At 64.0% G+C, this 24686-nt stretch carries 21 protein-coding genes; 10 read left to right on the top strand and 11 right to left on the bottom strand.

Features of this window, described 5'->3' with window-relative positions; genetic code table 11:
* Positions 1-34 precede the first annotated feature (34 nt).
* The gene (gene trxB / locus HU760_RS20395; protein ID WP_186673635.1) at positions 35-997 is read left to right on the top strand and encodes a thioredoxin-disulfide reductase; all 963 of its coding nucleotides are present in this window, start codon (positions 35-37) and stop codon (positions 995-997) included.
* A gap of 125 nt (positions 998-1122) precedes the next feature.
* On the opposite strand, the gene nadC is transcribed toward trxB, so the two are convergent.
* On the bottom strand, positions 1123-1971 hold the full coding sequence (nadC, locus tag HU760_RS20390; protein WP_186673633.1) for a carboxylating nicotinate-nucleotide diphosphorylase: 849 nt from the start codon (positions 1969-1971) through the stop codon (positions 1123-1125).
* Between the two features lie 242 nt (positions 1972-2213).
* Between nadC and HU760_RS20385 the strand changes: the two genes are divergently transcribed.
* The 3 genes from HU760_RS20385 (at position 2214) to ampE (ending at position 5861) form a co-directional block, all read left to right on the top strand.
* Complete coding sequence (locus HU760_RS20385) at positions 2214-4373, top strand: DUF1631 domain-containing protein (RefSeq protein ID WP_186673631.1); 2160 nt, start codon at positions 2214-2216, stop codon at positions 4371-4373.
* An 88-nt stretch (positions 4374-4461) separates the two neighbouring features.
* Positions 4462-5034 carry a 1,6-anhydro-N-acetylmuramyl-L-alanine amidase AmpD gene (ampD, locus tag HU760_RS20380; protein ID WP_186673629.1) on the top strand — a complete coding sequence of 191 codons (573 nt, stop codon included), beginning with the start codon at positions 4462-4464 and terminating at the stop codon, positions 5032-5034.
* On the top strand, positions 5031-5861 hold the full coding sequence (ampE, locus tag HU760_RS20375; RefSeq protein WP_186673628.1) for a regulatory signaling modulator protein AmpE: 831 nt from the start codon (positions 5031-5033) through the stop codon (positions 5859-5861). The genes ampD and ampE overlap by 4 nt, the downstream gene beginning before the upstream one ends.
* 54 nt (positions 5862-5915) lie before the next feature.
* Here ampE and HU760_RS20370 read toward each other — a convergent pair whose 3' ends face one another.
* Positions 5916-6692 (bottom strand): TatD family hydrolase, encoded by a 777-nt coding sequence (locus tag HU760_RS20370; protein ID WP_186673620.1) that lies wholly within the window; start codon positions 6690-6692, stop codon positions 5916-5918.
* Positions 6693-6694: 2 nt separating this feature from the next.
* Positions 6695-7690 carry a catabolite repressor/activator gene (gene cra / locus HU760_RS20365; RefSeq protein WP_186673618.1) on the bottom strand — a complete coding sequence of 332 codons (996 nt, stop codon included), beginning with the start codon at positions 7688-7690 and terminating at the stop codon, positions 6695-6697.
* 283 nt (positions 7691-7973) lie between these two features.
* On the opposite strand from cra, the gene ptsP reads away from it, so the two are divergent.
* The 3 genes from ptsP to HU760_RS20350 are packed head-to-tail and all read left to right on the top strand — an operon-like array spanning position 7974 to position 13510.
* Complete coding sequence (gene ptsP / locus HU760_RS20360) at positions 7974-10826, top strand: phosphoenolpyruvate--protein phosphotransferase (protein WP_186673617.1); 2853 nt, start codon at positions 7974-7976, stop codon at positions 10824-10826.
* Positions 10827-11774: a 1-phosphofructokinase gene (pfkB, locus tag HU760_RS20355; protein WP_186673616.1), complete on the top strand. Its 948-nt coding sequence runs from the start codon at positions 10827-10829 to the stop codon at positions 11772-11774.
* Complete coding sequence (locus HU760_RS20350) at positions 11771-13510, top strand: PTS fructose-like transporter subunit IIB (protein ID WP_186673615.1); 1740 nt, start codon at positions 11771-11773, stop codon at positions 13508-13510. Before pfkB ends, HU760_RS20350 begins: the two co-directional genes overlap by 4 nt.
* Positions 13511-13570: 60 nt before the next feature.
* Here HU760_RS20350 and HU760_RS20345 read toward each other — a convergent pair whose 3' ends face one another.
* The gene (locus HU760_RS20345; protein ID WP_170034042.1) at positions 13571-13792 is read right to left on the bottom strand and encodes a DUF3820 family protein; all 222 of its coding nucleotides are present in this window, start codon (positions 13790-13792) and stop codon (positions 13571-13573) included.
* 201 nt (positions 13793-13993) lie between these two features.
* Here HU760_RS20345 and HU760_RS20340 point away from each other — a divergent pair, with 201 nt between their 5' ends.
* Complete coding sequence (locus HU760_RS20340; RefSeq protein WP_186673614.1) at positions 13994-14470, top strand: ferritin-like domain-containing protein; 477 nt, start codon at positions 13994-13996, stop codon at positions 14468-14470.
* Here the strand turns inward: HU760_RS20340 and HU760_RS20335 are convergent.
* From HU760_RS20335 to norR, 7 genes are all read right to left on the bottom strand, one after another.
* A complete protein-coding gene (locus HU760_RS20335; protein ID WP_186673613.1) occupies positions 14467-15957 on the bottom strand; it encodes a GGDEF domain-containing protein in 1491 nt (496 codons plus the stop codon). The genes HU760_RS20340 and HU760_RS20335 overlap by 4 nt on opposite strands.
* A 277-nt stretch (positions 15958-16234) precedes the next feature.
* On the bottom strand, positions 16235-17569 hold the full coding sequence (locus HU760_RS20330; protein ID WP_186673612.1) for an OprD family porin: 1335 nt from the start codon (positions 17567-17569) through the stop codon (positions 16235-16237).
* Positions 17570-17773: 204 nt separating this feature from the next.
* Positions 17774-17998: a hypothetical protein gene (locus HU760_RS20325; RefSeq protein WP_186673610.1), complete on the bottom strand. Its 225-nt coding sequence runs from the start codon at positions 17996-17998 to the stop codon at positions 17774-17776.
* Positions 17999-18190: 192 nt separating this feature from the next.
* Complete coding sequence (locus HU760_RS20320) at positions 18191-18925, bottom strand: YkgJ family cysteine cluster protein (protein WP_186673608.1); 735 nt, start codon at positions 18923-18925, stop codon at positions 18191-18193.
* Positions 18922-19233 carry a hypothetical protein gene (locus HU760_RS20315; RefSeq protein ID WP_186674046.1) on the bottom strand — a complete coding sequence of 104 codons (312 nt, stop codon included), beginning with the start codon at positions 19231-19233 and terminating at the stop codon, positions 18922-18924. Before HU760_RS20315 ends, HU760_RS20320 begins: the two co-directional genes overlap by 4 nt.
* Positions 19234-19318: 85 nt before the next feature.
* Positions 19319-20218, bottom strand: a complete 900-nt coding sequence (locus HU760_RS20310) for a chemotaxis protein (protein WP_186673606.1) — start codon at positions 20216-20218, stop codon at positions 19319-19321.
* Positions 20219-20287: 69 nt separating this feature from the next.
* Entirely contained in the window at positions 20288-21841 is a 1554-nt protein-coding gene (gene norR / locus HU760_RS20305) for a nitric oxide reductase transcriptional regulator NorR (RefSeq protein WP_186673604.1), read from the bottom strand.
* 154 nt (positions 21842-21995) lie between these two features.
* On the opposite strand from norR, the gene hmpA reads away from it, so the two are divergent.
* Together hmpA and HU760_RS20295 are read left to right on the top strand one after the other, a co-directional pair.
* On the top strand, positions 21996-23174 hold the full coding sequence (gene hmpA, locus HU760_RS20300; protein ID WP_186673602.1) for an NO-inducible flavohemoprotein: 1179 nt from the start codon (positions 21996-21998) through the stop codon (positions 23172-23174).
* Positions 23175-23668: 494 nt separating this feature from the next.
* Positions 23669-24175 carry a disulfide bond formation protein B gene (locus HU760_RS20295; RefSeq protein ID WP_186673600.1) on the top strand — a complete coding sequence of 169 codons (507 nt, stop codon included), beginning with the start codon at positions 23669-23671 and terminating at the stop codon, positions 24173-24175.
* The last annotated feature ends 511 nt before the right edge of the window (positions 24176-24686 follow it).

Raw genomic sequence — 24686 nt, 5'->3', positions numbered from 1 at the left:
CCGGCCCGTGCGGCCCGCTCGACAGGAGTTCGACATGTCTGAAGTACGTCATTCGCGCGTCATCATTCTCGGTTCCGGCCCTGCCGGTTACAGTGCCGCGGTATACGCCGCCCGGGCCAACCTCAAGCCGCTGCTGATCACCGGCATGCAGGCTGGCGGCCAGCTGACCACCACCACCGAAGTCGACAACTGGCCGGGCGACCCCCATGGCCTGACCGGCCCGGCGCTGATGCAGCGCATGCAGGAGCACGCCGAGCGTTTCGAAACCGAAATCGTCTTCGACCACATCAATGCCGTCGACCTGGCCAACAAGCCCTTCACCCTGCAGGGTGACAGTGGCAAGTACACCTGCGATGCGCTGATCATCGCCACGGGTGCCAGCGCCCGCTACCTCGGCCTGCCGTCCGAAGAAGCGTTCATGGGCAAAGGTGTCTCGGCCTGCGCCACCTGCGACGGCTTCTTCTACCGCAACAAGCCGGTTGCCGTGGTCGGCGGCGGCAACACTGCCGTTGAAGAGGCGCTGTACCTGGCCAACATCGCCAGCAAGGTCACCCTGGTGCACCGTCGCGATACCTTCCGCGCCGAGAAGATCCTGGTCGACAAGCTGCACGCCCGTGTCGCCGAAGGCAAGATCGAGCTCAAGCTCAACGCCACCCTGGATGAAGTACTGGGCGACAACATGGGTGTGACCGGTGCGCGCCTGAAGAACAGCGACGGCAGCAGCGACGAAATCAAGGTCGACGGCGTGTTCATCGCCATCGGCCACACCCCGAACACCTCGCTGTTCGAAGGCCAGCTGACCCTGAAGGACGGCTACCTGGTGGTCAACGGTGGCCGTGAAGGCAATGCCACCGCCACCAACGTCGAGGGCGTGTTCGCCGCCGGTGACGTGGCTGACCACGTTTACCGTCAGGCCATCACCTCGGCCGGTGCCGGTTGCATGGCGGCACTGGACGTCGAGCGTTACCTGGACGGTCTGGCCAACGCCTCGTTCTGATCCGGGAATGCCGGGGCCGCTTTGCGGCCCATTGCGACACAAGGCCATTGCAACAGAATGGCTACGCCCCAGATGTCGCATGAAAAAACCGGCCAGAGGCCGGTTTTTTCATGCCTGCAATTCGATTACAGGCTCAGTCGCATCGACAGGTCCACTGCCTTCACATCCTTGGTCATGGCACCAATCGAGATGTAGTCCACCCCGGTCTCGGCAATCACGCGCAAGGTCTGCTCGTTGACCCCGCCGCTGGCCTCGAGCTTGGCCTTGCCGGCGGTAATGCGCACCGCTTCGCGCATTTCCTCCAGGTTCAGCTCGTCGAGCATGATGATATCCGCACCGGCGGCCAGCGCCTGGCGCAGTTCGTCCAGGCTTTCCACTTCGATTTCCACCGGCTTGCCCGGTGCAATGCGGTGCGCTGCTGCCACGGCCTCGGCCACGCCGCCACTGGCTGCAATGTGGTTTTCCTTGATCAGGAAGGCATCGTACAAGCCGATGCGGTGGTTGTCGCAACCCCCACAGGTCACCGCGTACTTCTGCGCCAGGCGCAGGCCCGGCAGGGTCTTGCGGGTGTCGAGCAGGCGTACCTGGGTGCCTTGCACCAGGTCGGCGAGGAAGCGTGCTCGGGTGGCGACACCGGACAGCAGCTGCAGGAAGTTCAGCGCACTGCGTTCACCGCTGAGCAGCGAGCGTGCCGGGCCTTCCAGGTGGAACAGCGGCTGGTCGGCCGTGGCGCGTTCACCATCGGTCACTTGCCAGTGCACCGCCACGCGAGGGTCGAGTTGACGAAACACCGCATCGACCCAGGCGGTGCCAGCAATCACACAGTCTTCGCGGGTGATGATGGTTGCCTTGGCCAGGCGCTCGGCCGGAATCAACTGTGCGGTTATATCGCCACTGCCGATGTCCTCCAACAGTGCGCGGCGCACGTTGGCTTCGATTTCAGCGGTCAGGTCGGCAAGGCGTAGGTTCGGCATGGTCGGCTCCACAAGCTAGATGCCCGCGATTATAGGGCAGGGGGCTGGTGTGTACAGCCGCCTTGGCTGCGACCTTTGGTCGGTCGGATTGAGCAATCGGGGCAAATCAGGGTCACTTGCCAGCGAGTGAAACGGCGCTGGCAGCGGTATGGATTTTTGCTGATAATGGCGACCAGTATTTGGCGTCATAGCTTTGACGATTTTCAGTCCCTTCGGGCGAGGCCCCCTGCAAGGAGTCCAGGATGCAAAAAGAAGGCAAGGTGGTGCCCTTGGCGGCCGCCATCGACCGAGGGGGGCATGTGGCCCTGCCTTGCCTTCCGGTATTGCTGCTGCAGGTGCGCGACAAGGCCGCCTTGCAGTTGCGCCAGGGCCTGCAGGATTTGTTCGACAATGCCGATGACACCCTCTTCGAGATGGCCGACAAGGCTTTCGACCGCGGTGACCAGCACCTCTACTTCGAGGCCATGCGTGACCTGCGGCTGAAGCGCAAGAGCATCGAACGGGGCTTTCTCGACACCTTCTACGACGCCTTTTCCCGTATGGGCCAGATCGACCTGCTGGCCCGCCTTGGGGAACCTGGCGACCTGCGCAGCCAGGCCCAGGCCGAGCGGGCCGCCGCGATCGAAGGCATGGTCGCACGGGTGCTGTCGCGGGATGGCATTGCCCTGCAGCAGCTGGGCCTGCGCTTGCAGGCACTGCTCGACCGCCCCCTGCATGAGCAGCACAACCCATTGGGGCCCGCGGCACTGTGTGGCTTCTTCCTCGATGCCGGGCGTAACCTGGGGGTTGGCCTGCGGGTAAAGCTGGTCCTGCTTAAACTGTTCGAGCGCTATGTACTGCGCGATGCCGATGTCCTCTATGGTGAAGCCAACCAGTTGCTGGCTGCTGCGGGCGTGCTCTCCGAGTTGCCGCCGGCACCTCGCCGGCGTGCCGAAGACCGGCGTATGGGCGCTCGACGTGGGGCGGCAAAACTGGCGCAGGAGGTTGGCGCCGACGCGGCAGGGCAGGCCTTCCTTGCCTCGTTGCAGCCCCTCCTGGTCCCGTTGCGCGGGCAGTTCGCGCCGCGTCTGCAAACGGTGGCTGCTGCCCAGCCGATAAGCACTGGCGACCTGCTGCGCCTGCTTTCCCATTTGCAGCACTATGTGCCCGCTACCCACGATGACGAGGATTTCGAGCTCGGCCAGCAGCTTGAACAATTGCTCTTGCGGGTCAGCGTGCGCAGCGGCACACGTCGGCGCATCGAAGTGGCCGACGAGGACATGATCAACCTGGTTGGCCTGTTGTTCGGCTACATCCGCAGCGACGACAATTTGCCGGCCAGCCTGCGCGCGTTGATCGCGCGCCTGCATATTCCGCTGTTGAAAGTCGCCCTGCTGGACAAGGGGCTGTTCAGCCGGGCCAGCCACCCGGCCCGGCGGCTGCTCAACGAGATTGCCGCCGCCGCCATCGGCTGGGAACGCGCCGGCGACGGGTTGCGCGATAGCCTGCACCTGCGAGTGGAGCGGACCATCCAGCGTCTGCTCAACGATTTCTCCGAAGATACCAGCCTGTTCGCCGAACTGCTTGAAGACTTCCTCGCTTTCCACCAGGACGAGCGGCGGCGCAACGAGTTGCTCGAACAACGCACTCGCGATGCGGAAGAAGGGCGTGCCCGCGCCCAGCAGGCCAGGCAACAGGTGCAGCAGGCGCTTAACCAGCGCTTGCGCGGCCGGGTATGGCCGCAGGTGGTGGTGCAGATGCTGGTGCAGTCGTGGAGCCAGGTCATGTTGCTGGCCTGGCTCAAGCAGGGCGAGGCTTCTCAGGCCTGGCGGGATACATTGCAGACCATGGACACGCTGCTGGCCAGCATCACCCCGCCACATGAAGCACAAGCCTTGCTGCAGCAGGTGCCCGGCTTGCTCAAGGCACTGCGCGGTGGCTTGGCCAACGTGGCCCTGGACTCGGCTGCGACCCGTGAATTTTTCTTGCAGTTGGAGCAATTGCACTTGCGCGCCTGCGCAGCTACCGCGGTGCCGTCGGGCGCAGAGGCTCAACGCCTGAACGAGGTGCTGGTGGCCGAGGATATCGTGTTGGCCATTGCCGAAGAGCCCGCCTGCGCGCCGTTGCCCGTTGCCCATGGCCACGCCGCTGCGCTGCATCAGGTACAGCGCCTGCGTATCGGTACCTGGGTCGAGGTGCTCGATGAGGACGAACCGCTGCGTTGCAAACTGGTGGCGCGCATCGACAGCAGCGACAGGCTGGTGTTTGCCAACCGCACCGGCATGAAAGTGCGCGAGTGGAGTGGCGCCAGCCTGGCCCAGGCCCTGTACCGGGGCGAGGTGCGGGTGCTGGATGACGGACTGCTGTTCGAGCGAGCGTTGGATGCGGTGCTCGAGGCGCTACGACAGCAACGGGGCCTGTAGGCGCAAACATTACAATCATTCACATGCAAACGGCCTTGGCCACAGGGCATACTGGTGCTCTGTTCACGGCGCTTTCAGGATCTGCCCCATGCAATTGGACCGTGCCACCGGCTGGTTCCACGGAATCGGAATTACCCACTGCCCCTCGCCGAATTTCAATGCCCGCCCCGAAGGCGAATCGATTTCCCTGCTGGTGATCCATAACATCAGCCTGCCTCCGGCCTGTTTCGGCACCGGCAAGGTCCAGCAATTCTTCCTGAACCGCCTGGATCCTGACGAGCATCCGTATTTCGCCAGCATCAACCACCTGACCGTGTCGGCGCACTTGTTCGTCGAGCGCGACGGCGCGGTGACCCAGTTCGTGTCATTGCTCGACCGTGCCTGGCATGCCGGCGTGTCATGCTTCGACGGGCGCGAGGGCTGCAACGACTTTTCCATCGGTATCGAGCTGGAAGGCACTGACAGCCTGCCCTATACCGATGCCCAGTACACGGCGCTGGAGCAACTTACCCGGCATATCCGCCGTGCCTGGCCGGCCATCGACCTCGGCCGCATCCAAGGCCACAGCGACATTGCCCCGCAGCGCAAGACCGACCCTGGCCCGGCCTTCAACTGGCTACGCTATCGGGAAGCGCTGCAGCACAACGAGGACAAGGCATGAGTTTTCTGGTGTTGTTGCTGGCGCTGTGGGTCGAGAAGTTCTCTGCGCTGCGCCATCAGGTGCAGCGTGACGGGTTCTTCCTTGGCGAGCTGGTGCGCCTGGAGCGCAGCGGCAAGGTGCACCCGTGGTGGACGCTGGCCATTCTGGTGCTGGCTCCGGTCGCGTTGCTGGTGTTGCTGCTACATGTGCTGGACCCTGTGGCGTATGGCCTGCTGGCCTTGCCGGTGCACCTGCTGGTGCTGATCTACAGCCTGGGCCGCGGCGATGCCAAGGCATCCCTGGGGCCATTCCGCGATGCCTGGCGCAGGGGGGATGACCAAGCTGCGCTGCACGTGGCAGAGCGTGACCTCGGGCTGGCCGCCGACAATCCCCGCAGCCTGCTGATAAGTGTTCAGGGCAACCTGTTGTGGCAGGTGTACCAGGGCTTTTTCGCGGTGATCTTCTGGTACTTCGTGCTTGGCCCGGGCGCTGCGCTGGCCTATCGCCTGCTGGCGCTGTGTGGCGAGCACAGCAAGCAAGCGGCGCTGAAGGCACGCGCCGAACAGCTACGGCATGTCATGGACTGGCTGCCGGTACGGGTATTGGCATTGAGCTTTGCCTTGGTGGGCAATTTCGTCGCGGTAACGCGGGTGATGCTGCATGAGTTGCTGAACTGGCATATCAGCGCCGCGCATCTGGTGGCTCGGGTCGGACGCATTGCCGACGACATTCCTGAGGAAGAAGACGACCAGCGTGGGCTGGGGCGGTTGGACAGCCTGTGGGAATTGCTGCTGCGCTGTGCGGTGCTGTGGTATGCCGGGTTTGCGCTGTGGACGGTACTGGTTTGAACTGGCCTTTTCGCGGGTGAACCCGCGAATGGGCCAGCAACGGCGATAGTACCGCTACCAGCCAAGCACCTCACAGGCATTGCGGCTGCTGGCTTCTGCCAGCGCCCTGACGTCCACCCCCATCACCTCCGCCAGCACCGCGGCAATCTCCGGCAGATGCTCCGGGCTGTTCCGTTCGCCCGGGTACATCACCGGTGCCATGTCCGGTGCATCGGTCTCCAGCACCACGCTCTCCAGCGGCAACCGCGCCAGAGTCTTGCGCAGCCGCAGTGCCTGTGGCCAGGTCCCGGCACCGCCCAAGCCAAGCCGGAAGCCCAGCTTGATGTATTCCCTGGCTTCCTCGTAACTGCCGGCAAACGCATGAATCACCCCCGCCCGGGCGGGCCTGTAGCGCTTGAGTGTGGCAATCACCTGGGCGTGGCTGCGGCGCACGTGCAGCAGGGCGGGCAGCTCGAAGTCGCAGGCGATTTGCAGTTGTGCTTCGAACAGGTCCTGCTGGCGCGCCTTGTCCAGGTCTTCGAGGTAGTAGTCCAGGCCGAACTCGCCCACGGCACACAGCCGAGGATTGTCGCGCAGGCGCTCCAGCCACTCGCGCAATTGCGCCAGGTGCTCCGGGCGGTGTTGGTCGAGGTAGATCGGGTGCAGGCCGAGCGCGGCGAACAGGTGCTGATCGCTGCAGGCCAGGTCCCACACCCGTTGAAAATTTGCCTGGTACACCCCCAGCACCACCATCCGTTCCACCCCACGCGCCGCCGCGTTGGCCAGCAGGCGCGGGCGGTCGACGTCAAAGTCGGGAAAGTCCAGGTGGGTGTGGGTGTCGATCAGGCGCATGTTCAGGCCGCTGCGATGCGTTGCTTGAACGTTCGACCGACGGCGTGGACACCAGGTTCGTAGCGTTTTTCTTCGATCGCGGCCAACGCCAGTTCCAGGGCGGTGGCGGCAATCAGGCCGTGCTGCTGGGCCATGGCGTTCACCGGCAGCGGCAGGAAGTCGAGCAACTGGTTGTCGCCAAAGGTGCCCAGCTGCAGCTGACGTGAATCGGCCGGGCGCGCCTGAAGGGCGTCGAACACCCCTTGCAGCAGCACGTACGAGGTGGTCACCAGGGCATCCGGCAGGCCGCCGAGGTCGTCAATCAGCTGTTGCATCAGGCGTTGGCCGCATTCGCGGCTGAACGCCTCGCCCTGGTAGCGGCGAACTTCGCCGGCATAGCCTTGCAGGGCCTCGTCGAAGCCGCCGGCGCGGGCCTGGCTGACCGAAAGCTCTGGGCGTGCGCCGATCAGGGCGATGCTGCGCGGGGCGGCGTTGAGCAGGCTGGCGGCCAGTTGGCGGCTGGCATCGCGGTCATCGCTGATGACCGAACAGAAGTGCGCCGGGTCCAGACGGCGGTCGATGGCGATCACCGGTAAGCCCTTGTCCTGCAATTCGCGGTAGCTGTCGTCCTGCGGTGGCAGGCAGCTGGCAACGAACAGTGCGTCACAACGGCGCGCGCGGAACAGCTGCTGCAATTGGCGCTCGCTGTCGGGCTGGTCGTCGCTGCTGGCGATCAGCAACTGGTAACCACGGGCTCGGGCACCTTGTTCGAGCTGCTTGGCGATGCGAGCGTAGCTGGGGTTCTCCAGATCGGGGAGAATGAAGCCCAAGGTACGCGTATGCCGGCTGCGCAAGCCAGCAGCCTGCGGGTTGGGGGTGAAGCCATGGGCTTCGACCACCGCACGCACCCGCTCGACGGTGCTGTTGCTGATGCGCTGTTGTTCGGCCTTGCCATTGATGACGTAGCTGGCAGTGGTCACGGACACACCGGCCAGACGGGCGATATCGCTGAGTTTCACCGAATTTTCCTTGTTATTACCGGGGCTGGCTGTGAAGCCTGACCGGGTAGTTTGACCCGGCAGCGGCGCCACGCGCAGACGACCATTGTCGCAATTGTCCGACAGGATGGGGCTTTTTCCCTGGCAGATTATCGAGTAACGTGGCCGCCTGGTCAGATTAAACGTTTCAGCTACCGATTTTTCTGCCTCGGTTGCCATCGTGCAAGGCTGTCGAACTGGCCGTTCATGTGAATTCCACAACAATACTCCAGTACCCGACCGGGAACTGCAAAAGGAGAAGGTCATGCTCGAGCTCGCCAAGGAGCAGATAGCCATGGGCCAGAAGGCCGCCAGCAAGGCCGAGGCATTGTGCCTGCTGGCCGACCGGCTGGTCGCTGACGGCCTGGTCGCCGAGGGGTACCTGCAAGGGCTGCAGGCCCGCGAGGCGCAGGGCTCCACATTCCTTGGCCAGGGCATTGCCATTCCTCACGGCACCCCGCAGACACGCGACCTGGTGTATGCCACCGGCGTGCGCCTGCTGCAGTTTCCCGAGGGGGTGGACTGGGGTGATGGACAAATGGTCTACCTGGCCATTGGCATTGCCGCCCGCTCCGACGAACACCTGCGCCTGTTGCAACTGCTGACCCGTGCGCTGGGCGAGACCGACCTGGCCGAAGCGTTGCGTCGCGCCGGTTCCGCCGAGGCGTTGTTGAAGCTGTTGCAAGGTGCGCCACAGGAGTTGGCGCTGGATGCACAACTGGTCGGCCTGAACCTGCCCGCTGAAGACTTCGACGAACTGGCCTGGCGCGGCGCCCGCTTGTTGCAGCGGGCCGAGTGTGTCGACAGCGGGTTCGCTGCCGTGCTGCAGCAGGCCGAACCGTTACCGCTGGGCGAGGGCCTGTGGTGGTTGCACAGCGAACGCCAGGTGCGCCAGCCGGGCTTGGCCTTCATCACCCCGCAACAGCCATTGCGCTACCGCGACCAGCCGCTCAACGGCCTGTTCTGCCTGGCCAGCCTCGGCGCTGCCCACCAGGCCTTGCTCGAACGCCTGTGCGAAGTGCTGATCGAAGGGCGCGGGCAGATGCTCTACCAGGCCACCAGCAGCCGCGCAGTACTGGAAGTGCTGGGCGGTGAGGCGCCGGCGGACTGGCCCAGCGCGCGTATCGTGCTGGCCAACCCGCATGGTTTGCATGCCCGTCCAGCCAAAGTGCTGGCGCAACTGGCCAAAGGTTTCGAGGGGGAAATCCGTGTGCGCCTGGTCGATAGCGCGCAGCCAGCGGTGTCGGTGAAGAGCCTGAGCAAGCTGCTCAGCCTTGGCGCCCGCCGTGGCCAGGCGCTGGAACTGGTGGCTGAACCAGGCATTGCCGCCGATGCCTTGCCGGTGCTGCTGGCTGCCATCGAACAAGGTTTGGGCGAAGAGGTGGAACCGCTGCCGCAGGCCAGCGCAGCTGCTGCCAGCGCTGCCGCCGAAGTGCTGCAGGCACCACCGGCCGGTAGCCGTGTCCAGGGGGTGGGCGCCGCCCCGGGTATTGCCAGTGGCCCGGCGCATGTCTGTGTCGAGCGCGAGCTCGACTACCCCCTGCGTGGCGAGTCGTACGCCCAGGAGCGGGCAAAGCTGCGTGAAGCCTTGGCAACTGTGAATAGTGAACTGCAAGCCTTGGTCCAGCGCAGTGACAAGGCCATTGGCGAGATCTTCGTGACTCACCAGGAAATGCTCGCCGACCCGGCCCTGAGCGACGATGTCGAGCAGCGCCTGACCCAGGGCGAAAGTGCCGCGGCGGCGTGGATGGCGGTGATCGAGGCGGCGGCACGCCAGCAGGAGTCGCTGCACGATGCCTTGCTCGCCGAACGTGCCGCTGACCTGCGCGACATCGGCCGTCGGGTGCTGGCGCAACTGTGTGGCGTGCAGGCGCAGCCCGAACCGCAACAACCGTACGTACTGGTGATGACTGAAGTCGGTCCGTCCGATGTCGCCCGGCTGGACCCGAGCCGTGTTGCCGGTATCGTCACTGCCCAGGGCGGTGCCACCGCCCACAGCGCCATTGTCGCCCGTGCCCTGGGCATCCCGGCGGTAGTAGGCGCTGGCGCCGCGATCCTGCTGCTGGAGGCGGGTACGCCGTTGCTGCTCGATGGCCAACGCGGAGTGGTCAGCGTGGCGCCGCCGGCAGATGAACTGCAACGTGCCCTGGCCGAGCGGGATCTGCGCGAGCAACGCTTGCAGGCGGCCTGGGCCAACCGCTTCGAGCCGGCAGTTACCCGCGATGGGCATGCCATCGAGGTGTTCGCCAACATCGGCGAAAGCAGCGGTATCGCCAAGGTGGTGGAGCAGGGCGCCGAAGGCGTGGGCTTGCTGCGCACCGAGCTGATTTTCATGGCCCACCCCCAGGTGCCGGACGTGGCCACCCAGGAGGCGGAATACCGGCGTGTGCTCGATGGCCTCGACGGTCGCCCGCTGGTGGTGCGTACCCTCGATGTCGGCGGCGACAAGCCGCTGCCGTACTGGCCGATCGCTGCCGAGGAAAACCCGTTCCTCGGCGTGCGCGGGGTACGCCTGACGTTGCAGCGCCCGCAGGTGATGGAGGACCAGTTGCGCGCCTTGCTGCGGGCCGCCGACCAGCGCCCGCTGCGCATCATGTTCCCGATGGTTGGCCAGGTGCACGAGTGGCGCGAAGCGCGGGCCATGGTCGAGCGCCTGCGGGCGGAAATCCCGGTGGCCGACCTGCAACTGGGCATCATGGTCGAAGTGCCGTCGGCGGCCCTGCTGGCCCCGCAACTGGCGCGCGAAGTCGACTTCTTCAGCATCGGTACCAATGACCTGACCCAGTACACCTTGGCCATCGACCGTGGCCACCCCAGCCTCTCGGCCCAGGCCGATGGCCTGCACCCGGCGGTACTCAGCCTGATCGACATGACCGTGCGCGCTGCTCATGCCCACGGCAAGTGGGTGGGTGTGTGCGGTGAACTGGCCGCCGATCCGCAGGCGGTGGCCGTGCTGCTCGGCCTGGACGTGGACGAGCTCAGCGTCGCGGCGCGCAGCATTGCCGAAGTCAAGGCCCTGGTCCGCCAGGCCGATCACCAGACGGCCCGCGCCCTGGCGCGTGAGGCCCTGCAACAGGACAGCGCCGCAGCGGTTCGCGCGCTGGTGGAGCGTTACTGAATGGCCAACATCCTCACCCTCACCCTCAACCCGGCGCTGGATATCACCATCGGCCTGGATACCCTGCGCCCGGGACAGGTCAACCGCAGCCAGACGCGGCATAGCCACGCAGCGGGCAAAGGGCTGAACGTTGCCCAGGTACTGGCCGACCTGGGGCATAGTGTCACGGTTGGTGGCTTCCTCGGCCGCGAAAACCTGCAGCCGTTCGAAGCACTGATCCAGTGGCGTGGCTTTGCCGACTGCTTTGTCCGCGTGCCTGGCGAGACCCGCAGCAATATCAAGCTGGTCGAGGCCGATGGCCGTGTCACCGACATCAACGGCCAGGGCCCGGAGGTCGATGAGGCGGCCCGCAACGCCTTGTTGCGCCTGCTGGAGCAGGTCGCTCCGGGGCATGACGCGGTGGTGGTGGCGGGCAGCCTGCCGCGCGGCATCAGTGCCGAGTGGTTCCGCCAGTTGCTCGAACGACTGAAAGCCCTGGGGCTGAAGGTTGCTCTGGACAGCAGCGGCGAAGCCCTGCGTGCTGGCCTGCAGAGTGTCCCCTGGCTGGTCAAGCCGAATACCGAAGAGCTGGGCGAAGTGCTGGGCCTGGCTGTAGATAACCCGCAACAGCAGCGTGCCGCCGCCACGCGCCTGGTGGCCAGTGGCATCGAACACGTCGTGGTGTCGGCGGGCGAGCAGGGCGTCAGCTGGTTCACCCGTGACCTCGCCGTGCATGCCCGCCCGCCCAAGGTGCAGGTAGCCAGCACGGTAGGGGCGGGGGATTCGCTGGTGGCCGGCATGGTTCATGGCCTGCTGCAGGGCGAAGCCCCGGCACAGACCTTGGCCCGTGCCACCGCGATCGCCGCCCAGGCCGTTACCCAGGTGGGTTTCGGCATCTGTGACCGGGAGCAACTGGCGCGCCTGGAAGCCGCCGTGCAACTGACAGAACAACAAGAGGGTTGCCGATGAACATTGCCATTGTCACCGCCTGCCCCAACGGCCAGGTGTCGAGCGTGCTGAGCGCGCGTTTGCTGTCTGCCGCGGCTCAGCGGCGCGGCTGGAGCACCAGCGTCGAAGTGCAGGACGCCGAGCACCCCGAGCGGCAACTGAGCGCCGCGCAGATTGCCGATGCCGACTGGGTACTGGTAATCAGCACCGGGCCGGTGGACCTGGCCCGCTTCGTTGGCAAGCGTGTCTACCAGAGTACGCCATCCCAGGCCTTGACCGATCGCGAGGGTTTTCTCGATGAAGCAGCGGCCAACGCCAAGCTGCTGACGTCAGTGGCAGCCGGCCCGGCCGAGGTGGCCAGCACCGGTGCACGCATCGTAGCGATCACGGCCTGCCCGACGGGCGTCGCACATACCTTCATGGCCGCAGAAGCGCTGCAGCAGGCCGCGCAGCAACTGGGCTACCAGCTCACCGTCGAGACCCAGGGTTCGGTCGGCGCGCGCAACCCCTTGTCTGCCGAAGCCATCGCCGCCGCCGACGTGGTGCTGCTGGCCGCCGACATCGAAGTGCCCACCGCGCGTTTCGCCGGCAAGCGCATCTACCGTTGTGGTACCGGCATCGCCCTCAAGCAGGCCCGTGCCACCCTGGACAAGGCCCTGGCCGAAGCCAAGGTGGAGAATGGCGCCGATGCCGCTGCAGCGGCTACGCCAACCAAGGGTGAGAAGACCGGGGTGTACAAGCACCTGCTCACCGGTGTGTCGTTCATGCTGCCCATGGTGGTGGCGGGTGGGCTGTTGATCGCCCTGTCGTTCGTGTTCGGTATCGAGGCCTACAAACAGCCGGGCACCCTGCCGGCGGCGTTGATGCAGATTGGTGGTGAGGCTGCATTCAAGCTGATGGTGCCATTGCTGGCGGGTTATATCGCCTGGTCGATCGCCGACCGCCCGGGGCTGGCACCCGGCATGATCGGCGGGCTGCTGGCCAGTACCCTGGGAGCTGGCTTCATCGGTGGCATCGTCGCCGGCTTCCTCGCCGGATACAGCGCCAAGGCCATTGCCCGCTGGGCACGCCTGCCCAGCAGCCTGGAGGCGCTCAAGCCAATCCTGATCATTCCGTTGCTGGCCAGCCTGTTCACCGGCCTGGTGATGATCTACGTGGTTGGCCAGCCGGTGGCGGCGATGCTCGCCGGCCTTACCCACTTCCTCGACAGCATGGGCACCACCAACGCCATCCTGCTTGGGCTGTTGCTGGGCGGCATGATGTGCGTCGACCTCGGCGGGCCGATCAACAAGGCCGCCTATGCCTTTTCGGTGGGGCTGTTGGCCTCGTCAAGCTACGCACCGATGGCAGCGACCATGGCCGCGGGGATGGTGCCGCCGATCGGCCTGGGTATTGCCACCTTCCTGGCCCGTCGCAAGTTCGCCCAGAGCGAGCGCGAGGCGGGCAAGGCAGCCCTGGCGCTGGGCCTGTGCTTCATTTCCGAAGGGGCGATACCGTTTGCCGCCAAGGACCCGCTGCGGGTCATTCCCGCCAGCATCGCCGGCGGCGCGCTTACCGGGGCCTTGTCGATGTACTTCGGCTGCAAGCTGATGGCACCGCATGGCGGCCTGTTCGTGCTGCTGATCCCGAATGCGATCAACCATGCGGCACTGTACTTGCTGGCAATCGTGGCTGGGAGCCTGCTGACAGCGGTGGTGTATGCGCTGATCAAGAAGAGCGAAGGGGTAGAACTGGCGGTGGCACCGGCGAAAGGCTAGAGGCCTGGGTTGGCCGCACCGGCCGCTTCGCGGACTCATCCGCGAGGCGGCCGGTGCTGGCTAGCGACGATGCTTCTGCCGCAACGGCACCAGTAAGTCGCCCAACCCGTTATGGTCGATCTCATGCATCAACGCCAGCAACCCACCCAGTTCCCCTGCCGGGAATCCTTTGCGCGCGAACCATGCCAGGTAGTCCCCCGGCAGGTCGGCAATCAACCGGCCCTGGTACTTGCCAAACGGCATGCTGCGGGTCACCAGCAGTTCGAGGGTTTCCGGCTTCATCATCGGCGCACCTGGCTGTAGGGAGCGCCGACCATACTGCAATCTGCACGAACGCCCAAGCGGCAATCATGCAGAACGCCGCTTGCCGATGTTCCGTCTTGTTACCTAACTACTTGATAGTTGGGGTGTTTCGTTTTTGAAACGGGTTGGCACGATCGCTGCTCCTACCCAGTGGACTATCACCTGCCAAGGAGTATTGCCATGAGCAACCCGAACAAAGAAGTGATCGATGTACTGAACGACCTGATCGAGTACAGCAAGGACGGCGAAAAGGGTTTCCGCGAATCGGCTGATGATGTCAAGAACCCGGAACTGAAAGCGTTCTTCGTGCAACGTGCCGGCGAATGCGCCAATGCTGCAGGTGAGCTGCAAAGCGAGGTGCGCCGCCTGGGTGGTGATCCGGAAACCTCGACCAGCCTGAGCGGCGACTTGCACCGTGGTTGGGTCAACTTCAAGTCCATGCTTACCGGCAAGAGCGAAGAGGCGGTATTGAACGAGGTCGAGCGTGGTGAAGATTACGCGCTCAAAGCGTACAAGGACGCCAGGGAAAAACTGGTCAAACTGGGCCGCACCGCCAGCGACCAGACCTACAACCTGGTGGAAAAGCAGCTGCAGGGCGTACAGCGCAATCATGACCAGGTCAAGGCACTGCGCAACGCTGCACGCGCCAGTTCCTAATCGGCCGGCCCTTCTACCCGGTTGCGGCCCTTGGCCTTGGCCCGGTAGAGCGCTTCATCCGCTGCACCCAGCACCCTTGCCAGGTCGTGCTGGGTGCCGGAAACGCCGATGCCGATGCTCACCGTGACCGAGTGGGCATCATCGGCGAACGGCGCCAGCGCCTCGACACTGGCGCGGATGCGTTCGGCCAGCCAATGCGCGCCCGCCAGGTCGGTTTCCGGCAGCACCACCTGGAATTCCTCCCCACCATAACGCGCCGCCAGGTCGGCAGGGCGGCGGATGCAAGCCTCGATGGTCTTGGCCACTTCGCGCAAGGCATGGTCGCCACCAGCATGGCCGTGGCGTTGATTGAATGCCTTGAAATGGTCCACATCCACCATCAATACCGCCAACGGCTTGCGGTTGCGCTGCGCACGCGCCCACTCCTGGCGTAGCACCTGGTCCAGGCGGCGGCGGTTGGCCAGGCCGGTCAGGCTATCGGTGGAGGCCAGCGTTTCCAGGCCTTGTTCGGCCTCGTGTCGGCGGCGCAATTCGCGGCCCAACAGCAGGGTCAGCCAGAGGATGCCCACGCACAGTACGCCGGTGGCGACGCTGACCATGATCGCGGTGCGGCGCCAGGACTGGAACACTTCGTCGGCAGAGTGCGCCACCAGCACAATCAGCGGCAGCTGCGGGACTCGAGCAAAGGTATAGATGCGCAGTTTTGCGCTACTGCTGGAGCGGGCGGTGAAGCTGCCGCTCTGTTCGTTGAGTATGCGTTTGAAATTGGCCCGGTCGGCGTAGTTGGTGCCGATCAGTGGCGCCTGTGCGCGTGAGGGCTGGCGCGCGAGCAACTGGCCGTCAGTGTTGATCAGGTTGATGCTGCTGTCGTCGCCAATGTCCAGGCGCCGAAACAGTTCGCTGAAGTACGACAGGCGCAGCGCGCCAGCCGCCACCCCGGCAAACTGGCCGTCAGGCCCGGAGATGCGTCGGCTGAAACTGATGCACCAGTCCAGGTCGCCAAGCTGCGCCTTGAATGGTGGGCCCACCAGCAGGCCGAGATTGGCATCGCGCTGGTGCGCCTGAAACACACCGGTAGCGCCGAAGTTGGCGGTACGCGGTACGCTGCTGGTGGAGTCGCCCACCACATTGCCCTGTTTGTCGAGCCACAGCACGTCACCGCGCTTGCGGTCGACGAAGGCTTCATTGAACAGCAGGCGCTGGCGCAGTGGACCGGGTATGTTCGGCAGTTCCTTGCGCCCGACCGCCCAGATCAGGCCCTTCAGGGACTGGTCGTAGAGCTCGACGTTGCGCAGGATATCGCTTTCGATCAACTGGACGATGTTGTTGGACGAACGGATCGCCGACAGCTCGACGCTGTCGCGCTCACGGGCCAGCAGGTAACTGACGATGGCCACAATGGCGAGCACGGCAAGGCAACTGCCCAGGTTGAGGATCAGCTCGGGGTGTGACCTGTAGAGTGCGAAACGCGGGGGTCGGGGGGTCATGCTCGCTACTGCGTGGGCAGGGCCATTCGCGGCGGCCATATTCTAGGGAAGTGAGGATTGTCGAACAAGATTTGTCCGACGGAATTACGCAGGCGATTCTGCGCAGCCCATCGCTGGCGAGCTCCCACAGCTACCGCGTTGCCTGCTTCGCGGATAAATCCGCTCCTACAGATGTGAACTGCCCTGTAGGAGCGGCTTCAGCCGCGATCACCGGCGAAGCCGGTGCCATCCACCGTCTTAGCGAACCGAGGGCAAAGCCTTCGCTGGCGGTTTCGAATCAGAACACGTTCAACGGGTAATCGACGATCACCCGCAGTTCATCGTTGTCGCTGTTGCTGTCGATCGACGCATAGCCCTGGCTACCACGGTGCACGGCATAGCGCAGTAGTACCGACAAGTCCTTCAGGTCACCCGCCTGGAATACGTACTTCAGATCCAGGTCACGCTCCCAGTGCATGGCGTTCTTGCCATCGGCACGGTAATAGTCGTAGTGGCTGGTGTCCTGAGTGGCCTTGGTCAGGTCGGCCTCACCGCGTGAGTATGACAGCGAGCTGGTCAGGCCTGGGACGCCCACGCCAGCGAAGTCATAGTTGTACTGCAGCTTCCACGAACGCTCGTTCGGCGCGTTGAAGTCGGAGTACATGCGCGAGTTGTCCAGGTAGATGCTGTCGCCAAGGTTGATGTAGTCGAACGGCGTGTTGCCATTGACCCGCTGGTAGGCGGCGGTGACGCTGTGGTACCCGGCGTTGACGGTGAAATGCACGCTGTAGGTGTTGTTGTCGATCTTGCCCAGCAGTGCCTGGCCGGTGTCCTGGGTGTGATAGAAATGCACGCCCGGGTTCAGACTGACCAGGTCATTGACCACGTAGGTATAGTCGACGTCGGCGTAGTACTGGTTCCAGATGTCCTTCAGCTCGGCGGCATACAGGTTGGCGGTGATGTTCGGGGTACCGCTCCACGATGCGCCGGCCCAGCTCAGGTGCTTGCTCTTGTCGTGCTCGTCCAGCGCGCCGTAGTAGGTGTCGATACGGCGATGGCCGCTCTGGTTGTAGGGCTTGGTGAAGCTCACCTGGCCACCTTCGAGCAGCAACCCATCGATGCTGGTGTTGGTCAGGCTCAGGCCACGGAAGGTCTGCGGCAGCATGCGGCTTTCGCCGCCGGCAATCACCGGGTTGGTGAGGAACAGGTCACCGGCTTTGAGCTCGGTGTCGAATGCCTTGAGCTTGACCGCAGCCCCGGCGGTGGAGAAGGAATGTGGCGCCGCACCCAGCTCGCCATCGTCCTTGATGTGCTCGGGCAGGATGCTGGTGCCGGCGTGGCCGCCACCGCCATCGAGCTTCAGGCCCAGCATGGCATGGGCATCCAGGCCAATGCCAAGCACACCTGGGGTGTAGCCCGATTCGAAGCGCGCAACCGCGCCCTGGCCCCACTCGCGGGTGTCACGCACGCCGGCGTTGTGGTTGTCGCGGTTGAAATAGGCATTACGGAAATGCAGGTTGAGGGACGACCCTTCGATGAAGCCATCAGCCTTGTCTTCATCTGCCTGGGCGGCGAAAGGGATCGTTGCAGTCAACGCAATGAACAGCGGGGTAAAACGAAACGCGGAAGGCACCGGTACTCGCTCCTTTGGTCTGGCGGTGGGGCAGTTGTTATTTTCGAATGTGCGTCTTTTTATAGGTGTACGTTACAGCCGGGCTGATGGTTGAAGCACATAAAAAAAGCCGCTGATCGGCAGCGGCTTTAAAAGGCTAACATATCGGCACCGGCAGTGCCCATGGCGTAGCCAAGGGAAAACGGGAGCAGTGTCAGCACTTGCTCAACTGTCGGCATTGGCATCGACAGAAACTTTTGAAGCTGTCTGGTTTGCGCCTTTGGCAGCATCAGCCTTCTGTGCGGCTACGGCTTCGCGGGCCTCTTGATGAATGGCGGCGAGCTCAGCGTTACGGGCGATGAACGCCTGGGATTCTTCGGCCATGGCCAGGGGCGACAACAACAGGGAAGACAGGATGAAGAGGCTGGCAATACCCTTACTGTTGGACATTTGAAACTACCTTCTTGCAGTGCAAGTGCTAATGAGGACAGGGCTAAAGTTAGTCCTTTCAATACATTCGAAACAGAGCCAACGGCGATAAGCACTGTTGCGCAAAAGGTAATTATCGCAGGGAAATCAATTGGACTTTCGCCGGGAACCCCCGTGCTAGACGTACTCATGCACGGGGCGCGTGCCGCCAGGTCAGAAGCCGATGAAGGCGTAGTACACCGGCGATTCATGGGTGGTGCGCAAACCCTGCTGGCGCAAGTTCGCCAGCAGCGCCTCATCCTCCACGTGCAGGGTCCACTGTGCTCCGGCATCTTCCGGCATTTGCGCCAGCGCAGCGGCAAACGCGCCCATGTCGGGCAGATAAGCAGTAAAACCGTTGCCCTTGAGCGCACTGGTGGTCATGCCTAGCGCCTGACATAGCGCCACCTTGGCCGCAATGTCATCCCGGTCGGCCTGGCGCGAGGCCTGCACCAGCGTCTCCAGCTCGGTGTCGATCAGCTGCGTGCCGTGAATCAGCACAGGCCCCTGCTGCCAGGCTTGCGGCGGGCAGTCCTTGCTGCCTGGACGCAGCGGAATATGCGGGTTGATTTCTACCGGGTAAATGCGGCAGACCAACGGGCGTTGGTCATAGATGGTGCATCGGTCGTTGTCGTCGAGGTTGCGGCAGCGCCCAGGGTTGAACGCGGCAAAGGTTACCGCGACGCGTATTTCGCCTTCGCCGCAGCGCACGGGATGGGAACGGCGCATTACGTGCTCGCGCTGCTCCTGCGGCATGCCAGGGCCGTCGGTCACGAAGGCTTCGAGCAACACGATCACCTGGCCGGCGTCTGCTGCCCAGCGACGGGTTTCGGCCAGGGTCAGCGGCACGTGGTGGCCGGTGCAGCACTTGCCGCAGCCGGTGCAGGCGAAACGCAGGCTGCCGGTCACTTGGCCTCCAGGTTCCATTCGCTGACGAAGGCCCGCTGCTGGCGGCGGTCGTACAGGCACAGTTCGGTACCGGTACGCTGCTGCATGTGCTGCTGTGGGTAGACGCCTTCGATCAGCAGGGCAGTCATGCCGACCTGGTCATCGAACTCGGCGGGCTTGCTGCGGGCGTGGGCATCCTTGAACTGGCTGGCGGCCAGGCAGGCCTTGAGCATCTGCTGGCGCTGCTCGTTCCAGGCCTGGCTGGTAGAGGCCTGGGCGGCTCCGCTTAAAAGGGCGTAGACGACCAGGATGGAGCTGAAGAACTTCATGGCGATACCGGCAAGTTGCATGCGTGCGCGCGATTATGCCTGTCTCGACCCCGGTGGCAAGCCGGGGATTTTGTCGCTGGATTTGTCAGCGCTCGGCGAACACCACGGTACGCGCCGCCACCACCAGGCAATCGGTCAGCTCCGGCGAGGAGAACTTGGTGAGGATGGCATTGGCCCCGGCCAGCCTGGCCTTCTCGGCGCTCATGGTGCTGTCCAGCGAAGTATGCAGCAGGATGTACAGGTGCTGGAAATCAGGGGTCTCGCGCAGGGTGCGGGTGAACGCGTAGCCGTCCATCTCGGACATTTCGATATCGGAGACGATGATGTTGATTTCCTGCGCGGTGCCTTGCAGCTCCAGCAGCACATTGATGGCGTCCTTGGCGCTGCGCGCGGTGTGGCATTCGATGCCGAGGTTGCGCAAGGTATGCACCGACTGCTGCAGGGCCACCTGGCTGTCGTCTACCACCAGGATGTTGGCCGCGGCCAGCAGGCTGATGTCTTCTTCACTCAAGGTTTTCTGAGGAGGCTCAGGCACCGGCGGGGCAATGGCGTGGATGACTTTTTCGATGTCCAGCACCTGCACCAGGGTGTTGTCGACCCGGGTCACGCCGGTAATGAACGAGCGGTTGCCCGAGCCGTAGGGTGGCGGTTTGATGTCGGTGCTCAGGCAATGCACGATACGGCTGACCGCCTGCACATGCAGGCCCTGGCGCGATCGGCTGATCTCGGTAACGATCAGGCAGCCGCCGTGCGGGTCGGTCAATGGCTGCTCACCGATGGCGCGGGACAGGTCGATGACTGACAGCGAATGGCCGCGCAGGGTCGCCACGCCTTTCACGTGCGGGTGCGATTCGGGCAGCTTGGTCAGCGGCGGGCAGGGGATGATCTCGCTGACCTTGAGCAGGTTGATTGCCATCAACTTGCCGCTGCGCAGCGTGAACAGCAGCAGGGACAGCGAGTCCGCGCGGGCATTTTGCGTGGCCATGGTGACCTTCGTCGGGAACAGGGGTAACCGGTTATCGGCCTGATCTGTTCGGGCTTTAGGGGCAACCCCTCAGCGTAATCCCAGGCGGTGCGCAAGACGGCTGAGATTGGCCCGATCCAGGCCCAGTTCTCGGGCGGCGGCCGCCCAGTTGTGCTGATGCCGTTGCAGGCAGACTTCGATCAGCTGGCGCTGGTAGACGTCGACGGCTTCGCGCAGTCCACCTTCGGCCAGCGCCGCCGCCTGTATGGGGGCAGCAGGGGAGGGCGGGGTACCGGGCGCGGCCGTTACGCGCAGGTCCAGGTCGATGGCTTCCAGGGTGAGGATGCGTGGTCTGTCCGTGTGCTGGCCCAGCGCCTTGAGCGCCGAGCGACCGATCAGGTGTTCCAGTTCGCGCACGTTGCCTGGCCAGTCGTAGGTCAGCAGTGCCGCCTGGGCGCCGCTGCTCAGGCGCAGGCTGTTCAGGCCCAGGCGCGAACGGTTCTGTTCGAGGAAGTAGCCAGCCAACAGCAGCACGTCGCGCCCGCGTTCGCGCAACGGCGGCACATGCAGCGGGTACACGCTGAGGCGGTGGTAGAAATCGGCGCGGAAGTTACCGCTGCGCACCTCCGCCGCCAGGTCGCGGTTGGTGGCGGCGATCAGACGCACATCCACCCGGTGCTCGCGGTCCGAGCCAAGGCGTTGCAGCTGGCCGCTTTGCAGGACACGCAGCAACTTGGCCTGCACTGTCAGCGGCAGTTCACCCACTTCGTCGAGGAACAGCGTGCCACCGTTGGCCAGCTCGAACTTGCCGCGGCGCTCGCCATGGGCACCGGTGAAAGCGCCGCGCACATGGCCGAACAGTTCGCTTTCCACCAGCGTGTCGGGCAAGGCGGCGCAGTTGAGGCTGATCAGTGGTTTGTCGGCGCGGTTGCTGGCCTGGTGCAGGGCCTGCGCCACCAGTTCCTTGCCAACCCCGGTTTCACCGGTTATCAGCACGGTCAGGTCGCTGCCACCGACCAGGCGGATTTCTTCCACCAGGCGCTTGTGGGCCGGGCTCTGGCCAATCAGTTCTCTGTCCTGGCCGCTGGCCTGGCGGTAGATCTCGGCGCGATGGTGCTCGTCTTCGGCACGCAGGGCCAGGTGCTCGATACGTTCGGCCACGGTAACCGTGGCGGCCGCCAGGCTGGCGAAGGCCTGCAGGGCTTCCAGCTCCAGGCTCTGGAACTGCCCGGGGGTGAGGGCGTCGAGGGTGACCAGGCCCCAGGGGCGCTCATCGACCATCAGCGGGCAGCCCATGCAGTCATGCACTTCCAGGTTGGCATGGGCGGCGTTGACCAGGCCATCGTAAGGGTCGGGCAGCTCGGAGTCGCTGGCGAAGCGGGTGGGCTCCGGGCGGCTGAGCAGAATCTGGAAACGGGGGTGCTCGCTGACCCGGAAGCGCCGGCCAAGGGTGTCCGGGCTCAGGCCGTCCACCGCCAGCGGTACCAACCATTCACCGTCCAGGCGCAGCAGCGCGGCGGCATCGCATGGCAGTAGCCCGCGCATGGCCTGCAACAGGCGGCGGTAACGCTCCTGGTCGGGCAAGTCGCGAGACAGGTCACTGACCAAGGGCAGCAGGGCGGTGAGTAGCGGCTTTGTAGTCATATGGACTCCTGTGGGTCGATATGACTATACGCGCGGATAGGTCGTTTTGACATGATGCCGGTCAAGACCCTGATTTTGCTGGAGAAAAAAGTTGGCACGATTGCTGTAACAACCGCGGCAGTCATTCGAAGCCACAGGCTCAGGAGTTGTCGCAATGCTCAATGCCGAACAACGTGCAATCATCAAGGCCACTGTCCCCTTGCTGGAAAGCGGTGGCGAAGCGCTGACCACCCACTTCTACAAGATGATGCTCAGCGAGTACCCACAGGTACGCCCGCTGTTCAACCAGGCCCACCAGGCCAGCGGTGACCAGCCGCGTGCCCTGGCCAACGGCGTGCTGATGTATGCCCGCCACATCGATCAACTGGAGCAGCTGGGCGGCCTGGTCGGTCAGATCATCAACAAGCACGTCGCCTTGCAGATTCTGCCGGAGCACTACCCGATCGTCGGCAGCTGCCTGCTGCGCGCCATCGAAGAGGTGCTGGGCAAGGACATCGCTACCCCTGCCGTCATCGAGGCCTGGGGCGCGGCCTATGGCCAACTGGCCGAGATTCTGATCGGCGCTGAAGAAAATCTCTACAAACAGAAGGAAGAAGCCGAAGGCGGCTGGCGCGGTACCCGTGAATTCCGCCTGGTACGCCGTGAGCAGGAAAGCAGCGAGATCGTTTCGTTCTACTTTGCCCCAGTGGATGGCAAACCGGTGCTCAAGGCCGAGCCTGGCCAGTATATCGGCCTGAAGCTGGACATCGACGGTGCCGAGCAGCGCCGCAACTATTCCCTGTCGGCCCTGTGCGATGGCAAGGAATATCGCATCAGCGTCAAGCGTGAGCAGGGCGGCAAGGTTTCCAATTACCTGCATGACCAGTTGGCCGTGGGCGATACCCTGCAGCTGTTCCCGCCGGCAGGCGATTTCACCCTGGCCGCGGGCGACAAGCCGCTGGTACTGATCAGTGGTGGCGTTGGCATCACCCCGACCCTGGCGATGCTGCAGGCGGCCTTGCAAACCCGGCGCGAGGTGCATTTCATTCACTGCGCGCGTAACGGTGCCGTGCATGCCTTCCGTGACTGGGTCGACGGCCTGGCCGCGCATTATCCACAGCTCAAGCGCTTCTATTGCTATGCCGAGCTGGAAGGTGGTGCTGCTGCCGATGCGGTGGGCTTGCTAAGTGAAGACCTGCTGGCCGAGTGGCTGCCGCAGGAGCGTGATGTGGATGCCTACTTCCTTGGGCCGAAGGGCTTCATGGCGGCGGTCAAGCGCCAGTTGAAGGGCCTGGGTGTGCCTGAGCAGCAGAGCCGCTACGAGTTCTTCGGGCCAGCGGCGGCGCTGGAGTGATGTAGCGCCTGTATCGGCCTTTTCGCGGGTTTACCTGCGAAAGGTCCGGTACGGGCTTGCGAAAGTTGTCATCCCAGCCGCTGGCAAGCCAGCTCCCTTGCGGCATTGCTCCCGCCCGTGGGTAATCGAGAACGAAACGGTCGACAGCATTCGCTGCCTGGGGGCTGGCTTGCCAGCGGCTGGGCTACCCCACCTTATGCCTATATATAAGGAAGGATTAAAATCGCGGTTCAGGTTTCATCCTTAATTCTCCTTTAATCACGGTATCCTTCACTCCCGGGTGTCGAGGGGCTTGGCCCTGCGTGGCACCCGGGCAGCCGCTTTTTTGCCGCCCGACGTTGAACCGACGTCGCAGCGGCCGGTCTCAGCCACACCGGATAGCCCTGCGCCGCGCTATCACGCCGCTTCCTCGGCACGCCACAGGCCCTGCCGGCGTGTAGACTTGCGCCCAGGCAGGCGGACCACGCTGCCACTATCCATCGAAGGAACCGGCAATGAACGAACAAACATCGCGCCTGAATCGGGAACGGCGCTTTCTGGTGCTGTTGGGCCTGATCTGCATTTCACTGATTGGTGGCGCCCTGTACATGCAGATCGTGCTCGGCGAGGCGCCGTGCCCTCTGTGCATCCTGCAGCGTTATGCGCTGCTGTTCATTGCCCTGTTCGCCTTCATCGCGGCGGCGATGCCCGGGCGCCGTAGCCTGACCTTCTTCGAGGCTCTGGTAGTGCTCAGCGCCATTGGCGGAATCGTTGCGGCCGGCAACCATGTGTATATACTCGCCAACCCCATGGTCAGTTGTGGCATCGATACCCTGCAGCCGATCGTGGACGACCTGCCGCTGGCCAAGCTGTGGCCGCTGGTGTTCCAGGTCGATGGTTTCTGCAGCACGCCGTATCCGCCGATCCTCGGCCTGTCCCTGGCGCAGTGGGCGTTGCTGGCGTTTGTCCTGACGGCTGTGCTGGTTCCGCTCGGAATCTACCGCAACCGACGCCGGGCTTAGACAAAAGTACCGAATGGCATGGGGTCTTTTACGCCCCATGAGAAGAGTGAAAAGTTGCTTCCCGCTTGACTCAGATCAACCCGTAGGCCTTGCGGAATGCGGCTTTGGGGGCTAGCAAGCGGGGTGCGACAAACTGTCGCGAAGTTGAATTTTTGAGCAGTATTGTTGCGGATTCTGTAAAAGACTGTTGCTCAATAAGTCATAGTCAAGGGTTGGCGACCTATCTACAATCGCCCCCAATTTCCGTTCGGCACTGCTTGCGAGTCGCAGGATTGAAGGAAGCCCCAGCGCTCCTTTTTGCTGACTTCGTCAAGTTTCGCCCAACGGCGATACCGGGCGGACCCCCCTCCGCGTTTTCCCGCACCAAATGGACTTGGTCTGAAGTACAGGCCTGTTGCCTACGAAACCATAAGCACCGCTAACCCGCTTGACGCCAAGGTCCTGCAGTCGGACCCGGGCAGGAGCGAGTACGGGCGCGAAATGCCGCACTTGGCAGGACGAAGTGTTGGCT

The sequence above is a fragment of the Pseudomonas oryzicola genome (assembly GCF_014269185.2).
Taxonomy (GTDB): Bacteria; Pseudomonadota; Gammaproteobacteria; order Pseudomonadales; family Pseudomonadaceae; genus Aquipseudomonas; species Aquipseudomonas oryzicola.
The sequence above is the reverse complement of the archived record's forward strand: the minus strand, read 5'-3'. Positions and strand labels throughout refer to the sequence as shown.

Bases quoted from the DNA above. Each gene is read 5' to 3' on its own strand.
- trxB (WP_186673635.1), top strand. From the start codon at position 35: ATGTCTGAAGTACGTCATTCGCGCGTCATCATTCTCGGTTCCGGCCCT.
- nadC (WP_186673633.1), bottom strand. From the start codon at position 1,971: ATGCCGAACCTACGCCTTGCCGACCTGACCGCTGAAATCGAAGCCAAC.
- HU760_RS20385 (WP_186673631.1), top strand. From the start codon at position 2,214: ATGCAAAAAGAAGGCAAGGTGGTGCCCTTGGCGGCCGCCATCGACCGA.
- ampD (WP_186673629.1), top strand. From the start codon at position 4,462: ATGCAATTGGACCGTGCCACCGGCTGGTTCCACGGAATCGGAATTACC.
- ampE (WP_186673628.1), top strand. From the start codon at position 5,031: ATGAGTTTTCTGGTGTTGTTGCTGGCGCTGTGGGTCGAGAAGTTCTCT.
- HU760_RS20370 (WP_186673620.1), bottom strand. From the start codon at position 6,692: ATGCGCCTGATCGACACCCACACCCACCTGGACTTTCCCGACTTTGAC.
- ptsP (WP_186673617.1), top strand. From the start codon at position 7,974: ATGCTCGAGCTCGCCAAGGAGCAGATAGCCATGGGCCAGAAGGCCGCC.
- pfkB (WP_186673616.1), top strand. From the start codon at position 10,827: ATGGCCAACATCCTCACCCTCACCCTCAACCCGGCGCTGGATATCACC.
- HU760_RS20350 (WP_186673615.1), top strand. From the start codon at position 11,771: ATGAACATTGCCATTGTCACCGCCTGCCCCAACGGCCAGGTGTCGAGC.
- HU760_RS20345 (WP_170034042.1), bottom strand. From the start codon at position 13,792: ATGAAGCCGGAAACCCTCGAACTGCTGGTGACCCGCAGCATGCCGTTT.
- HU760_RS20340 (WP_186673614.1), top strand. From the start codon at position 13,994: ATGAGCAACCCGAACAAAGAAGTGATCGATGTACTGAACGACCTGATC.
- HU760_RS20335 (WP_186673613.1), bottom strand. From the start codon at position 15,957: ATGACCCCCCGACCCCCGCGTTTCGCACTCTACAGGTCACACCCCGAG.
- HU760_RS20325 (WP_186673610.1), bottom strand. From the start codon at position 17,998: ATGTCCAACAGTAAGGGTATTGCCAGCCTCTTCATCCTGTCTTCCCTG.
- HU760_RS20315 (WP_186674046.1), bottom strand. From the start codon at position 19,233: ATGAAGTTCTTCAGCTCCATCCTGGTCGTCTACGCCCTTTTAAGCGGA.
- HU760_RS20310 (WP_186673606.1), bottom strand. From the start codon at position 20,218: ATGGCCACGCAAAATGCCCGCGCGGACTCGCTGTCCCTGCTGCTGTTC.
- norR (WP_186673604.1), bottom strand. From the start codon at position 21,841: ATGACTACAAAGCCGCTACTCACCGCCCTGCTGCCCTTGGTCAGTGAC.
- hmpA (WP_186673602.1), top strand. From the start codon at position 21,996: ATGCTCAATGCCGAACAACGTGCAATCATCAAGGCCACTGTCCCCTTG.
- HU760_RS20295 (WP_186673600.1), top strand. From the start codon at position 23,669: ATGAACGAACAAACATCGCGCCTGAATCGGGAACGGCGCTTTCTGGTG.